Source organism: Pseudoalteromonas rhizosphaerae, from assembly GCF_028885455.1.
In the GTDB taxonomy this organism is placed as follows: Bacteria; Pseudomonadota; Gammaproteobacteria; order Enterobacterales; family Alteromonadaceae; genus Pseudoalteromonas; species Pseudoalteromonas rhizosphaerae.
Window position 1 is genome coordinate 3958507 of record NZ_CP118496.1, and the last position, 13404, is coordinate 3971910.

The 13404-nt window shown below is 39.9% G+C and carries 13 protein-coding genes; 5 read left to right on the forward strand and 8 right to left on the reverse strand.

The features are described 5' to 3' along the window. Positions 1–88: 88 nt before the first annotated feature. Entirely contained in the window at positions 89–793 is a 705-nt protein-coding gene (locus PVK79_RS17030; RefSeq protein ID WP_182731369.1) for a DUF1045 domain-containing protein, read from the forward strand. A 13-nt stretch (positions 794–806) separates the two neighbouring features. Here the strand turns inward: PVK79_RS17030 and PVK79_RS17035 are convergent, their stop codons facing one another. Both PVK79_RS17035 and PVK79_RS17040 read right to left on the reverse strand, forming a co-directional pair. After that, positions 807–1160 carry a DUF4112 domain-containing protein gene (locus tag PVK79_RS17035; RefSeq protein ID WP_145240395.1) on the reverse strand — a complete coding sequence of 118 codons (354 nt, stop codon included), beginning with the start codon at positions 1158–1160 and terminating at the stop codon, positions 807–809. A gap of 34 nt (positions 1161–1194) precedes the next feature. Beyond that, positions 1195–1845 (reverse strand): glutathione S-transferase family protein, encoded by a 651-nt coding sequence (locus PVK79_RS17040; protein WP_257326228.1) that lies wholly within the window; start codon positions 1843–1845, stop codon positions 1195–1197. 109 nt (positions 1846–1954) lie between these two features. On the opposite strand from PVK79_RS17040, the gene PVK79_RS17045 reads away from it, so the two are divergent. Further along, entirely contained in the window at positions 1955–2800 is an 846-nt protein-coding gene (locus PVK79_RS17045; RefSeq protein WP_182731367.1) for a LysR family transcriptional regulator, read from the forward strand. Between the two features lie 17 nt (positions 2801–2817). On the opposite strand, the gene PVK79_RS17050 is transcribed toward PVK79_RS17045, so the two are convergent. Then, positions 2818–4818 (reverse strand): winged helix-turn-helix domain-containing protein, encoded by a 2001-nt coding sequence (locus PVK79_RS17050; protein ID WP_257326229.1) that lies wholly within the window; start codon positions 4816–4818, stop codon positions 2818–2820. A gap of 128 nt (positions 4819–4946) precedes the next feature. Here PVK79_RS17050 and PVK79_RS17055 point away from each other — a divergent pair, with 128 nt between their 5' ends. Beyond that, positions 4947–6956, forward strand: a complete 2010-nt coding sequence (locus PVK79_RS17055) for a fused MFS/spermidine synthase (protein WP_257326230.1) — start codon at positions 4947–4949, stop codon at positions 6954–6956. An 81-nt stretch (positions 6957–7037) separates the two neighbouring features. On the opposite strand, the gene aroC is transcribed toward PVK79_RS17055, so the two are convergent. Both aroC and prmB read right to left on the reverse strand, forming a co-directional pair. Continuing rightward, entirely contained in the window at positions 7038–8135 is a 1098-nt protein-coding gene (gene aroC / locus PVK79_RS17060; RefSeq protein ID WP_145240385.1) for a chorismate synthase, read from the reverse strand. 67 nt (positions 8136–8202) lie between these two features. Continuing rightward, on the reverse strand, positions 8203–9138 hold the full coding sequence (gene prmB / locus PVK79_RS17065) for a 50S ribosomal protein L3 N(5)-glutamine methyltransferase (RefSeq protein ID WP_145240383.1): 936 nt from the start codon (positions 9136–9138) through the stop codon (positions 8203–8205). Between the two features lie 147 nt (positions 9139–9285). On the opposite strand from prmB, the gene smrB reads away from it, so the two are divergent. Together smrB and PVK79_RS17075 are read left to right on the forward strand one after the other, a co-directional pair. Then, positions 9286–9843: an endonuclease SmrB gene (gene smrB / locus PVK79_RS17070; RefSeq protein ID WP_145240381.1), complete on the forward strand. Its 558-nt coding sequence runs from the start codon at positions 9286–9288 to the stop codon at positions 9841–9843. Positions 9844–9879: 36 nt separating this feature from the next. After that, positions 9880–10803: an AEC family transporter gene (locus PVK79_RS17075; protein ID WP_145240379.1), complete on the forward strand. Its 924-nt coding sequence runs from the start codon at positions 9880–9882 to the stop codon at positions 10801–10803. Between the two features lie 3 nt (positions 10804–10806). Here the strand turns inward: PVK79_RS17075 and PVK79_RS17080 are convergent, their stop codons facing one another. The 3 genes from PVK79_RS17080 to PVK79_RS17090 all read right to left on the reverse strand — a co-directional run bounded on the left by PVK79_RS17080 (position 10807) and on the right by PVK79_RS17090 (position 13248). After that, the gene (locus tag PVK79_RS17080) at positions 10807–11544 is read right to left on the reverse strand and encodes an SDR family oxidoreductase (protein ID WP_182731362.1); all 738 of its coding nucleotides are present in this window, start codon (positions 11542–11544) and stop codon (positions 10807–10809) included. Between the two features lie 507 nt (positions 11545–12051). Further along, positions 12052–12630: a hypothetical protein gene (locus PVK79_RS17085; protein ID WP_145240375.1), complete on the reverse strand. Its 579-nt coding sequence runs from the start codon at positions 12628–12630 to the stop codon at positions 12052–12054. A 267-nt stretch (positions 12631–12897) separates the two neighbouring features. After that, positions 12898–13248 carry a RidA family protein gene (locus tag PVK79_RS17090; RefSeq protein ID WP_149983028.1) on the reverse strand — a complete coding sequence of 117 codons (351 nt, stop codon included), beginning with the start codon at positions 13246–13248 and terminating at the stop codon, positions 12898–12900. Positions 13249–13404 lie beyond the last annotated feature (156 nt).

The window sequence follows — 13404 nt, forward strand, 5'->3', positions numbered from 1 at the left end:
AATCTAGCTCCTTTTATTTACTGTTCAAGTAATAACCCTTATCCTCTTTACACTTACTATCCGAATTTAAGAATAAAATTATAAACCCATGTTCAAATTACTTTTTATAAAACGACCGAAGCTTTTAGTTGTTACTTTAATTACGCTGATAAGTATCCCCCTGCCCTCATTTGCAAAAAGTGTCAGCATCAATGTGTTTGCAATCCCTTCCAAGTCAATCATTAACTTAGTTGAGCAAACTAGTGATGCATTAAAAAAAGAAGGGATCATGAGTTTTTATGAAAAAGGTAAGCCAGTGCACGCTACTTTGTATTTAACTGACTTTGTTGAAGGCTCAGAAGAAGACATTAAACGTGCTGTAAAAAGTATCACCGAGCAACATCAAGAGTTTGCTATAACAGCGCAAGGTTTTAGTGTTACGCAAAGTAATTGGGCATTTATTAACTTACAGTATTCGCCTAAGCTACAAAGGCTAGCAGATGAAGTAACAATGGCGATTGAGCCATTACGCGACACAAATGCCACAATCCCTAGCTGGGTTAAAAACTACCCCAACAAATTAACGGCATTTGAGCGCTATGGTAGCCCCAATGTATTTCAGAACTTTCAGCCGCATTTAACATTATTAGCTAACGAGAAAAGCCCTAAGCTCGTTATTTTAAATAAACAAATGCAAGCCCACCCGCCTGAAGCGCAGGGTAAAATAATCGGCATTGGGATTGGCATTTCAGACCCGTTTGGCCAACAGAAACAAGTGATTGCAGAATACTTTTTTAATAACGATAAAAACTAACTTATTTTTATCGTTATTGTTTTACTAAGTAGCGTTTCAGTAGACGGGTATTGCGGGTATTTGCTTTAAAGTAAGCGTCAAAAATATCACCGACAAGCGGAATTAGGCCACCAAAAAAATCAATCAACATATTTATTACGATACGTAATTTTATACGCTTACTAACTCCTAGACGCTGGGCTTCAAATAGAATATAGCTAGATAAAATTAGCCCAGCTAGATCTCCAATACCAGGCAGAATACCGATCAGTGCCTCTACGCCAAACTTAAACCGAGTAAAAGGAATGCCAATACTGCTGTCGGTAAAGCGACTAAACCTTTCTAGCCGCTTTAATGTATCTTGGTGTGATAGCTTAATCTGTTCCATACATCCTCATAACCTTAGCGCTTGGCAAGTTACTTTAAGTAACATCAACCCCTGCTTCATCGCAAGCAACAATATCAGTTTCTTTTAGCGCTTCGGTGATCCACTGTTGTAATGTAGGGCAACTTAAAACATGCTGACAATAATGCTCCGCCAAAGCTGAAAGTGAAATTTGGTAGGTTTTTAACCTAAGTACTACAGGCGCATACATAGCATCTGCGATACTAAACTCACCAAACAACCACGCATTTGGGTAACTACGTTGTTGCTGGCTGAATATTTCATCAATGCGGCTAATGTCTTTTTTAGCCGCCGCAGATAACTCAATTATGCGAGTTGCACGAATATTCATTGGCATTTCATTACGCAGCGCCATAAAGCCGGTATGCATTTCAGCGCTTAAACTGCGGGCTGTCGCTCGCTGCGCAGTATCAATAGGCCATGCCGCATTAGACAAATAAGCATCATTGATGTATTCACAAATTGCCAATGAATCCCATACCTGTAAGTCGCCATCGACTAAGGCGGGTACTTTCTGTACTGCAAAACTGTTTTTAAGCGTTTCATAAAACTCAGGGGTGTCTAATACGAGTTGTTTCTCAGTAAAAATAACATTGAATTTACTCATTAAATACCATGCTCTAAGCGACCATGTCGAATAGTTTTTATTACCGATAAATAATTGCATTTGCGTTCCTTAGTAGTGTTTAATATCCCTAATATAGAGCAGTAGTAAATTAATTACTTACCAATAGTTTTTATACAATACATAAATAAAATTGATAGATGAGTTAAATATGGATTTAGACGCCCTACGTACTTTTTGCGCTTTTGTTGAAACGGGCAGCTTTACTCGCGCTGCTCAACAAGTATGCCGCACCCAATCGGCAGTGAGCATGCAAATGAAAAAGCTCGAACAAGAGCTGGGTAATCCATTATTTATCAAACAAGGCAGGCAGCTTGTACTATCGTCAAGTGGCGTTCACTTAGCCAGCTACGCAAAACAATTATTAGCACTGCATGATGAAGCCTATAAACAACTTAAAACCGGTGGTGGGCAAACTCGCGTGCGCTTAGCATGTCCTGACGATTATGCAGGCACAGTATTACCTAAAGTTGTGGCTTTATTACATAAACATATACCGCAACTTGATTTACAAATCAGTTGCGCGCCGACCAACCAGCTCAAAACACTGCTAGATCAAGGCTTGCTAGACATGGTGATTGCGACGCGCTCGCCCAGCTCTGAAGAAGGTTATTTTTTAGAATCAAGCAAAGGTGTGTGGGTTAAAAGTGCCGAATTTAACTATCAATCCGCTATGACCCTGCCGGTTGCAATATTTCAACGAGATTGTAAATTTCATCAAGCGGCTATTGAAGGGTTACTAAAGGCTGAACGCCCATTTAACATTGTTGCTTGCTGCGGCTCGCTCAGTGCGCTCACAGCATTAGTAAAAGCCAATCTAGCCGTTGGTGTGATGGCTGAGGTAAGTAACACTCAGGAGCTGGTGACGGTTACTGACTCAACTCTGCCGCCCTTGCCCGTTATTGATATCGTACTATTACACGCAAACCACGCTCATAACCCGATAAAACGAGAGTTAGTAAAGCTAATAGCAGCAGATTATGCACTTACCTTGTGAATCTTGGGTTTTAAAGACTATCGCAGCCTTACTAAGGTGCGTTTTCGCTTTGGCTCAGTAAGATATAAAAGTTGCGTATTATCGTGTGAAGCATTAATTAACATATTACCTTTCTCGTTCGCGATATGGCGTATTTCTGAGTGAGCGCTTTGTAAATCAAGCATATTAAGCTCATAACCATCTTCTTGCTCTAAGGTAATACTCAACGTTTGCTCATCGACCGCCAGACCAATAATATCACTATCATCTGCGTGCCATACTTGAGCAAAATTGCCATCTTGATCGAGTCGAAATACCTGTTTGTTATTTGAAAAATAAATCTGATCGTGTTTGTCTAAAGCCATTGCATAACAAGCCAGCCGCTCTCCTTGGCCAGTGAATGGCGATAAACTTAATGTTTGCATGTCTAATTTTGCTGGGTGAAATGTAACGCCATCGTCAGCGCGATATGAAACCAAGATCGCATCTTCATTATAAAACTTCTCTCTGAGATAAAACGAATGATGATGGTGGGCTATTTCTTGATAATCGCCACTTTTTAAATCAATTCGAAACAGTTTATCTTTGCTTGCGGTGATCACTTCTTCGCCATTTTTTGACCAAACAACCCCAAACAGTTCTTCATTATTAGGGTTTGCAAAAATCAGCGTTTGTTTACCTTGCTCATATAAAAATAGCTGTTTTAAACCAAAACGATGGGATTCAAAGACAAACTTAGTTGAATCAGGTGAGAACACCGGTAAAAAATCAACCGACGAGGTATCGACAAGCTTTTCATACTGCTGAGGAGCGGTATTTGTTGCCCGTAAAATATCAACATCAATATTTACAAGCTCCATCAATATCTCCTCACCAGATGGCGTGAATGCAGCATCTCGAATAACTTGATAATTATTAAAGGCGATATCAGTTGAGTTGCCCTGACGATCAATAAGTAATAGATTATTTGTGCTGCTTATCAGCAAGTATTCACCACTTGGGTGCCAACTAAGCCCCTGAATACCATCTTCAATAACGGCAATTGTTTTACTGCTATTATCCGTTAAATTCAGTATTTCAATACGGTAGTTATTTTGTCCTGCTTCATAACCAAGCGCTAGTTGCGTTTGATCTGGCGACAACGCATGTAACTTTAACCAGTCTTGACCCATTGAGGCTTTGATTACCTGTTTTTGTTTAGTTTCTATATTGACGGTCGAAAGCTGCGTATCATTTTTATGTTTTCGTCGCTCAATAAAATAAACCTGATTGTTATTAGTCCATTGTAATTGCTGGCTGGTAACTAAATATTCTTTAAATTCCAGTACGTTGGCGTAATTTAAACTCGTTAGAGTTACCATGTCTAAATTAAAATACGCTAATTGGCTAACATCATTTTGTTTTTCTATAAAAGCCAATGCGCGATTATCCGGACTCCAGCCTAGACTATAGTAGGTCGATGGGTGCTGGGATAATTGTACCTCTTTACCTGTCGTTAATTCTTTTAGCCAGATATGCTGATTATCATTGTCACCGCGAACAAATGCTAAATAATTGCCGTTATTAGATTGCGATTGAGAGGATTCATTGGCTTCATTTGATGTTACAGGCACCAACGCAGAGAAATCAGTTTTAACAACCTGCGTTGCAAATGCGAACCAACCACCAACCAAACATACAATTGTCACGGCGATAAAAGCCAACAACGGCCACTTTACACAGTGAGAACGTGTTTGTTCGTTAAGCTCAAGGCAATAACCCCGTTTCGGGTGGGTAATGATGAATTGTGGATTTTTAGAATCTTCATTTAATGCTTTCCTCAGCAGTGCAATATTGCGTTGCACATTACTTGGGCTAAACACTGAATTAGGCCACACAGCTGCAAAAATTTCTTCCTGGCTAACCACATTGCCCCTATGAGAGTACAAAAATTGGAGCACATCCATAACCTTAGGTTCGACAATTTGTACGCCTTCAGCTGAGGAAATTTTACCACGGCTAACATCGACGTCAAAATTCCCGATTCGAAACCTACCCACTTACAACTCCAATAAATTCATACAAATCATAGATTAAGATTTTCTTAAGATAAACTCAAGGGTTATTACATTGTCGCATTAATTAGTTCAGTTAATGGTTAGGCACCATTTACTAAGTAATAAAAAAGATGCAACGGATATTATCGACATTCATTATTTTTGTGAGCGCGTTTCTACTCTTTCAAATTCAACCTATCTTATCTAAAGAGCTACTACCCGAGTTTGGCGGTGGCGCTTCGGTTTGGTCAACCAGCCTATTTTTTTATCAAAGCATGCTGTTACTCGGCTATTTATATGCTCATTTGTTAAGCCGTTATCAGCTCAAACGACAATTATTTATACACACATTGTTAGTGGCTTTATCGAGCATCATTACTTTTAACACAATTGAAGTCAGTCTATTTTTATCACTAACACCAGCGTGGTCAGTGATTGCTAAATTGTTTTTACAGGTTGGCTTAGTCTTTATGTTACTAAGTGCCACCAGCGTACTATTGCAGCGCTGGTATATTGAATCGACCGCTATGACTGTACCTTATCAATGGTATTCGCTTTCGAATCTGGGTTCACTACTTGCTTTGCTGAGTTACCCATTTATTTTTGAAGTTTTATTTTCAATCGATGAGCAAAAGAGCTATTGGACAGCGGGGTTATTTGCATACTGCATACTGTTATCGTGCCTAGTTTATGTACTATTTAGTAATGGCAGTATCGCTGATAAAGCTATTACTAAGTCAAAAACGACTTTGCTCGTCAAACCTAATTGGCTGTGGATTGCGTTGTCAGCAACCAGTTCAATGATGTTGATCGCGACAACTCAGATGATCAGCATCAACATCCCGCCTATGCCTCTGATATGGGCTTTACCATTGGTAATATATTTGCTGACCTTCAGTTATGCGTTTGCATCCGCAAAAAGCTATAATCGCGCCCATTGGACGTACTTATTAATATTTAGCGCATTCGCAGGGCTGATGATGTTTTTCCTTGGCAGCCAATTTAATGCTTTAGCTCAACTGGTGATCTACAGCTTTATTTTATTCATTGTTTGTATGATCTGTCATGGTGAACTTCGAAAACTCGCGCCAGATGGCTCACTGCTTACTGTATTTTATTTATATATCGCTTTAGGAGGAGTGATCGGCAGTTTACTCAGTGCCTTAGTCGCACCGCTACTGTTTGAACAAATAACAGAATTCATTGTGGCGTTAGCTGTAGCGCTTTCATTATTTATATACACGCTACTCACCCAGACGACGAAAACGTCCTCTTGCTATAAAATAGCTTTACTGGCTACGCTGGTTATTTGGGGCACAGGATATAGCTATCTTTTTGTTAATTTTAATCAATACAAGTTAGCGTCTGAGAGAAATTTTTACGGTTATGTCACTGTCAAAGACATTACAACGTCTGATCTTGCTGAACGACGCCTAATCGATGGCACAACGATTCATGGCTCACAGCCGCTTAATAAACAAACTGAACTCACAAACAGCTATTACCATCACCATACTGGTATCGCTAAATCATTGTCAGCATTAAAAAAGCAACAAGATTTAAATATAGGTATTATTGGTTTAGGTGCTGGAGTTTTAGCAAAGTTTGGCGATAAGTTCGATAAAATCCGCTTTTATGAACTTAACCCTGCGGTTTATAACATGGCCATGAATTATTTTTCATATTTAACAGATAGTCCTGCACGCATTGATGTGGCTATTGGCGATGGCAGAATCACCTTAACTGAAGAGCAAAAAAATAATGCACCGTTAATGAATGCGTTAATTATTGATGCTTTTTCAAGTGATGTTATTCCTACCCATTTACTGACTGAGGAAGCTTTTCAGTTATATTGGCAGCGACTAACAAAAGGCGGCTTATTAATTATCCATATATCCAATAATCATATTGATTTGATGCCAGTGCTCCAAGCTCACAGTAAGCGCTTCGATAAATCTCTGATCAAATTTAACTATAGCGGTACGCAGTTAGGCTCACAATGGGTCGTAATGACGAATAACCAAGCATTTTTAAATTCGATAGCCATGACAGACTTATCACCGATAACACCTTATTCAACAGTACATTTGGCGCAATGGACAGATCAAAAGCACAGCCTGATCCCGCTCCTGAAACTTTGATGTCTATCTTAAAATAACCACAACAAAAAAGCGCGATTAACATCGCGCTTTTAAATAATTCTAAATGCTTTTAACTAAACTCTAAACAGAGCCATTAATTGGCCCATGCTCATGATGAACATGCGGGTTTTGACCGCGTTGACGTAGTAAATGATCCATTAAAGTGATGGCCATCATCGCCTCAGCAATCGGGATTGCACGAATGCCAACACATGGGTCGTGACGGCCTTTGGTGATCATCTCAACCGATTCATTACTCGTGTTAATACTATTACCGGGGATCGTAATACTTGATGTCGGTTTGAGTGCAATTGACGCGATTATATCTTGCCCTGTAGAGATACCTGCAAGCACCCCACCGGCATGATTTGAGGTAAAGCCATCAGGGGTTAACTCATCACGATGCTCAGAGCCTTTTTGCTCAACCACATCAAAGCCGTCGCCAATTTCAACGCCTTTTACTGCGTTAATACTCATCAGTGAGTGGGCAAGTTCTGCATCAAGGCGGTCAAATACCGGCTCACCTAAACCAACAGGTACATTCTTAGCCACTACTTTTACCTTCGCGCCGACTGAGTCACCTTGTTTTTTAAGGTCGCGCATATAGTCGTCAAGCGCGTCTAACTTGCTTGCATCTGGGAAAAAGAAAAGATTATTTTCAACTTCATCCCAATCGTAATTTTCAGCTTTAATTGGCCCAAGTTGACTCAAACACGCACGTACTTCAATACCATGAAATTGCTTTAGATACTTTTTAGCAATAGCGCCTGCGGCAACACGAATAGCGGTTTCGCGAGCAGATGAACGGCCACCACCGCGATAATCGCGTAGGCCGTATTTATGCCAGTACGTGTAGTCACCATGACCTGGGCGAAATACGTCTTTAATTTTGCCATAATCTTGTGAGCGTTGGTCGGTATTTTCAATTAATAAACCAATACTGGTGCCGGTGGTTTTACCTTCAAAAACACCCGCTAAAATTTTAATTTGATCGCTCTCACGGCGCTGCGTAGTGTAACGGCTTTGCCCTGGCTTACGACGATCTAAATCGATTTGTAAATCTGCCTCAGTGATTTCAAGGCCTGCTGGCGTGCCATCCACAACACCGCCTAAGGCGACGCCGTGGCTTTCGCCAAAGGTGGACACTTTAAATAACTGCCCGATGCTATTACCTGCCATTAACTTTCCTCATTCCTAATGACTACTAAGTACCGAGCCTAAGGCTCGGCTTTGATTTTTGTGGTGATCAGTCTGCGAAATATGCAACGAGTTGTTTTTTGCTGATCACAAATACGCCAAATCCACCTTGCTCAAACTCAACCCATTCAAAAGGCGCATTTGGATAAAGGGCATCCATGTGTACCATAGAATTACCAACTTCGACAAATAACAAACCGTTATCAGTTAGATGATCGGCCGCTTCACTCAAAATAGTACGGGTTACATCAAGACCATCATGGCCTGATGCTAAACCAAGCTCTGGCTCATGGTGGAACTCACGCGGTAAATCAGCCATATCTTCGGCGTCTACATACGGAGGGTTTGCCACGATCAGGTCATATTTCTGCCCTGGTACACCGCTGAATACGTCGGATTGAATAGGTAATACACGGTCACTTAACTGATAATCAGTGATATTGATATCAGCAACTTCGAGTGCTTCATAAGAAATATCAACGGCATCAACCTGCGCTTCTGCAAAAGTTTGTGCTAATGCAATCGCGATACAACCAGAACCGGTACATAAATCTAAAATACGATTTACCGATTCAGGCTCAGCTAGCCAAGGTGAAAAGCGATTATGTATTAACTCTGCAAAAGGTGAACGTGGGATCAATACGCGCTCATCGACATAAAATGGCATATTAGCAAACCATGCAATATTAGTCAGATAAGGTACTGGCGTGAAATCATTTATACGTTCTGCAATTAATCCCGCAAGGCGGTTTTTTTCGGTGCTAGTTAACCGAGCATGCATTAATTCTTTTGGTGCATCAATGGGTAAGCTTAACGCGGGCAGTAACAAGTTGACTGCTTCATCCCATGCGTTATCAGTTCCATGACCAAAGAAAATACCACTGCTGGCAAATTGACTCGTGGTCCACCGTAGCCAATCGTGTAACGTTGACAGTTCTGCTACAGCTTCATCTAAGGTTGCTTCTTCTATTAATAATTCGCTCATATTCGTTATCTACCTGCTGCTTTAGAAAATATCAATTCAATCGAGGCGCAATTAAGGCCCCATGATTGCCCTATTGTAACGCTTTTTTACACAGTTTTTACTCTGTTTTCACTCGATTTCTAGCGTTTTTTTGTTTAGACTGCCGCTATGAAAAAAGATCCTCTCTCAAACGCAGATATTAGCCCTGACGACATCGATATGTTTCGTCAAAGTATTAATGGTGCCCGTGTATTTAAACAAGACACGCATCGCTTTGCTAACAAACCTAAAATCTCACAAGCAAAGCTGTTTGCCCAGCAAAAAAAGCAACATCAGGCAGAATTTTTCTTTTCTGATGAATATGTGCCAGATATTGATACCAACGGAACGGTTAATTATGTGCAAGACGGTCAAGATCGTTTTTTAGCAAAGCAGTTACGCCGAGGTGACTTTGTACCTGATTTAACCCTTGATTTACATGGTTTAAATAAGGAGTTGGCAAAAGATGAACTCGCAGGACTGATCCATGAGTGCAAAAAGAAGCATTACTACTGTGCGTGTGTAGTACATGGTATTGGTGGACATATACTCAGACACAAAGTGCCGCAATATTTAGTACAGCATCCAGATGTCATAGCAATACACCAAGCGCCACTTGAATACGGTGGTAAAGGTGCGGTACTTATTTTAATAAACTTACCACAAAGTGATGAATTTAGACGCTAAGCGTTAACGTTATCCCTATTTCAAGGCAACAGTGCAGTGCATATTTTCTCTATCATCTTTCCGCTGATTTTCATTGTTGCGCTTGGTTTTAGTTGTTGTAAATTAAAGTTTTTTGAACAGCAACACATTGCAGGGCTAAGTAAGTTTACTTTTTACATTAGCCTGCCGGCATTTTTATTTTTAAATATGTCGCAAATCGATTTACAGCAAAGTATTAGTTTATCGGCCTTTCTGAGTTTTTATATTCCTGTACTGAGCGTATTTGCCTTAGGTATTTTGGTTGACCGCTTTTATTTAGCTAAGCAAAAAAATTATCAACAACACAGTGTATTTGGCTTAGCGTCGAGTTACTCAAACATGGTGTTGGTGGGCATTCCTATCATCATCGCATCCCTTGGCAAAGAAATGATCGCCATCGCTTTTATGATCATTACCTTTCATAGCACATTGCTGTTTGCACTTACCTATTTAATCGGCGCAAAGGGCAGCGAACACGCATTTTCATGGTCAAGTTTTGCTAAGAGCATGGTACTGAATCCGATTGTATTGAGCATTGGCTGCGGGCTAATATTAAATGTCAGCGGCATTGTTTTGTTTGATAATCTAGCAAAGAGTTTAGAGCTTTTAGCGACCCCCGCCATTGCCTGCGCGTTATTTGTATTAGGCGCCAACTTAGCGTTTTACAAAATTGCAGCTAACTGGCAACCCGCATTAATCGCCTCGTTAATGAAGATTTTTTTACTTCCTGCTGGGGTATTTTTAATCGGTGCATACGCATTTGAATTAGATAGAGAGATTTTGAACGTGTTAGTGCTATTAAGCGCTTCTCCTGTTGGTGTAAATGCTTACCTTATTGCCAGTCAAATAGGTCAACATCAGGTGACATTAGCCGGTGCAGTTGTACTGTCAACGGTTTTAAGTGTGATTAGCTTTAGTTTTTGGTTATCGGTATTGCTTTAACCTTTACAAACCGCCAGCTACATCAACAAAGCTACCTGTGGTAAACGATGCCTGCTCAGAGGCTAAAAAGTAAATTGCAGCGGCAACTTCCTCAGGTTGTCCACCTCGGCCCAATGGCAGCTTGTCTTTAAGACGCTCCACCCGATTTACTTCACCACCATCGCGGTGCATATCGGTGTAGATTAACCCTGGGCGCACTGAGTTAACACGAATACCTAACTTGGCTACTTCTTTGGCTAAACCAATGGTTAACGTGTCCATTGCTCCTTTAGATGCGGCATAATCAATATATTCATTTGGTGAACCGGTTTTAGCCGCTGCCGATGATACATTAACGATACTGCCGCCACTGGGCATTCGCTTAATCGCTTCTCGGGCACATAAAAAAGCGCTTGTTACATTGGTGGTTAGCACTTCATTTATACGCGAGGCTCCCATCTCAAGTAATGGCATTTGCGGTTTCAAAATACCCGCATTATTTATAAGCACATCTAATTTGCCAAATAACTCATCTACTTTTGTAAACAGGGTCAGCACTTGCGTTTCATCAGACACATCGGCTTGCACTATTTCGGCTTTTACACCAAAGCCGCGTGCTTGCTCTGCTATTTTTTCTGCGCTGTGTTGATTCCTTTTATAATTAATACAAACATCATAACCGTGACGAGCAAAATAAATTGCGGTTGCAGCACCAATTCCTCGGCTTGCTCCGGTTATAAGTACTACTGGGTTAGATTTCATTGTCTGTCCTTGTTTTTGCTTATTTAAAAAAACTGACCACTAAGTGATGAATTTAGACGCTAAGGGTTAACGTCATCTTTATTTCAAAACAATCGTTTAAATTTTTCATCGGCGCACCAGGATTTTATAAAATTGTAGCAAACTCGCAACCGGCATTAATAGCCTCGCTGTTAAAGATATTTTATGTTGCGATCCCCGCTTCAGGGAATATATTGAGCAAATTCTTTATAGCCATCACACCAATACTATTTAATTAGTGTTCAAATGTACCTGATTATAAACAAAGGCTTAGCTTCCTCCAAGAACGAGATAGAATCGTTTCAAGTTATTTATGAAAGAAACTCTTCTAGCTTAAATAGATCATGTATTAAATCAAAATGGTATTAAGTTGAGGTAAACATCGGGCGTACATTACTGACAACAAGCGTGAGGTATTCAAAGGAGTAATTTAGACACTGCCAGTGTAATTCAACTCAACAAAAAGGTTCGAATGGACTGTGGAAATACTCACCTGACAGCAAAGTAAAATGTATCTTTATTTACTTCTTTAAAATCGTCAAACCGACTAGCTTTGTATTCATCACCTAATCTACTTTTATCTCCAAAAATTAAACCTTGATAACCGTTCATCACTGAACTTCCCCATTGCAAAGTGAAAATTTCATTAGTTCTATTATGATAAATATCCGTAATGCCGATTGCTTTCATTGCCGATAATAATTCGAGTACATCTTCTCTTTTCACTATAGTAGAAGGGATGAAATTGTTCGTAATGGTGTCCCAATTTTCGTATGCATTTTTTTCAGATTGTATATAGTAACTTTCATAAAACCCGCCTTCAGGAGCTATACCATACGTTTTCTTCTTATCATTTATTATAATATTATTAACGATGAAAATTTCTTCTTTAAGATAACTTAAGGTTACCAAGTTTAAATTTTCTAACTGTTGAGCTAAAGCTTTGGACTTATTCAGCGTAGAAGCTGATGTAATAAACTCTTCATTATAATTATCACTACAAGCGACTAAAGAAAACGTTAAAACAATAAGTAATAAGCACTTTCTATTTAAAAGAAACAACCCCATGAATTAATCCCCAAAGCAAGCGTAAATTTTAAGTTAAATTACTCATCCCCATTATGCAATCGAAAAGTATCAGCAATGTCTTTACAATACATGCACTGACGGACCTTGCCAATTGGTGAAGATAGCTAAATCACCATTTTTTAGTATTGCTTCATTATGATGCTCAAAGCAAAATAAAAAAGAGGTAGTAGCTTTACCTCTTTTAATACAAAGGCTGCAAATTCATCGCATTAATTTGGATATATTAAGTCCTTAAATGCTTGTGGGTTACTTGATTGCAGCAACAACTGAAATCTCAACTAGCAAAGCATCGCGGGCCATTTTAGCTTCTACGCAGGCACGTGCGGGCGCATGACCTGCTGGTACCCACGCATCCCAAACCGCATTCATATCGGCAAAGTAATCCATGCTTTTTACATAAATAGTGGCGCTGAGCATATGCTCTTTTGAACTTCCCGCCTCATTTAAAAGTAACTCAACTTTATCAAGCATGGTTTGCGTTTGTTCGGTGATGCCCTGCTCTGCGTCAGCACATACTTGGCCACATAAGTACACCGTACCATTGTGCTTAACGATACGACTCATGCGAGTTGCGGTTTGAATACGTTCAATTGTCATAAAATTGTCTTTGCTAAATTAGTGTGTCGCTAATTTAGCAAATTTGGTTCTGAACACAAGGTTACATACCCAAGTCACCTCAAGATGCGAGTTTCAGTTGGGCATTTCACTGGCACTTACTCTCATCGTTGTTACTTCTTGAAAGGGACTGCCATT

Bases quoted from the DNA above. Each gene is read 5' to 3' on its own strand.
- PVK79_RS17045 (WP_182731367.1), top strand. From the start codon at position 1,955: ATGGATTTAGACGCCCTACGTACTTTTTGCGCTTTTGTTGAAACGGGC.
- prmB (WP_145240383.1), bottom strand. From the start codon at position 9,138: ATGAGCGAATTATTAATAGAAGAAGCAACCTTAGATGAAGCTGTAGCA.
- PVK79_RS17055 (WP_257326230.1), top strand. From the start codon at position 4,947: ATGCAACGGATATTATCGACATTCATTATTTTTGTGAGCGCGTTTCTA.
- smrB (WP_145240381.1), top strand. From the start codon at position 9,286: ATGAAAAAAGATCCTCTCTCAAACGCAGATATTAGCCCTGACGACATC.
- PVK79_RS17085 (WP_145240375.1), bottom strand. From the start codon at position 12,630: ATGGGGTTGTTTCTTTTAAATAGAAAGTGCTTATTACTTATTGTTTTA.
- PVK79_RS17035 (WP_145240395.1), bottom strand. From the start codon at position 1,160: ATGGAACAGATTAAGCTATCACACCAAGATACATTAAAGCGGCTAGAA.
- PVK79_RS17080 (WP_182731362.1), bottom strand. From the start codon at position 11,544: ATGAAATCTAACCCAGTAGTACTTATAACCGGAGCAAGCCGAGGAATT.
- PVK79_RS17040 (WP_257326228.1), bottom strand. From the start codon at position 1,845: ATGCAATTATTTATCGGTAATAAAAACTATTCGACATGGTCGCTTAGA.
- aroC (WP_145240385.1), bottom strand. From the start codon at position 8,135: ATGGCAGGTAATAGCATCGGGCAGTTATTTAAAGTGTCCACCTTTGGC.
- PVK79_RS17090 (WP_149983028.1), bottom strand. From the start codon at position 13,248: ATGACAATTGAACGTATTCAAACCGCAACTCGCATGAGTCGTATCGTT.
- PVK79_RS17030 (WP_182731369.1), top strand. From the start codon at position 89: ATGTTCAAATTACTTTTTATAAAACGACCGAAGCTTTTAGTTGTTACT.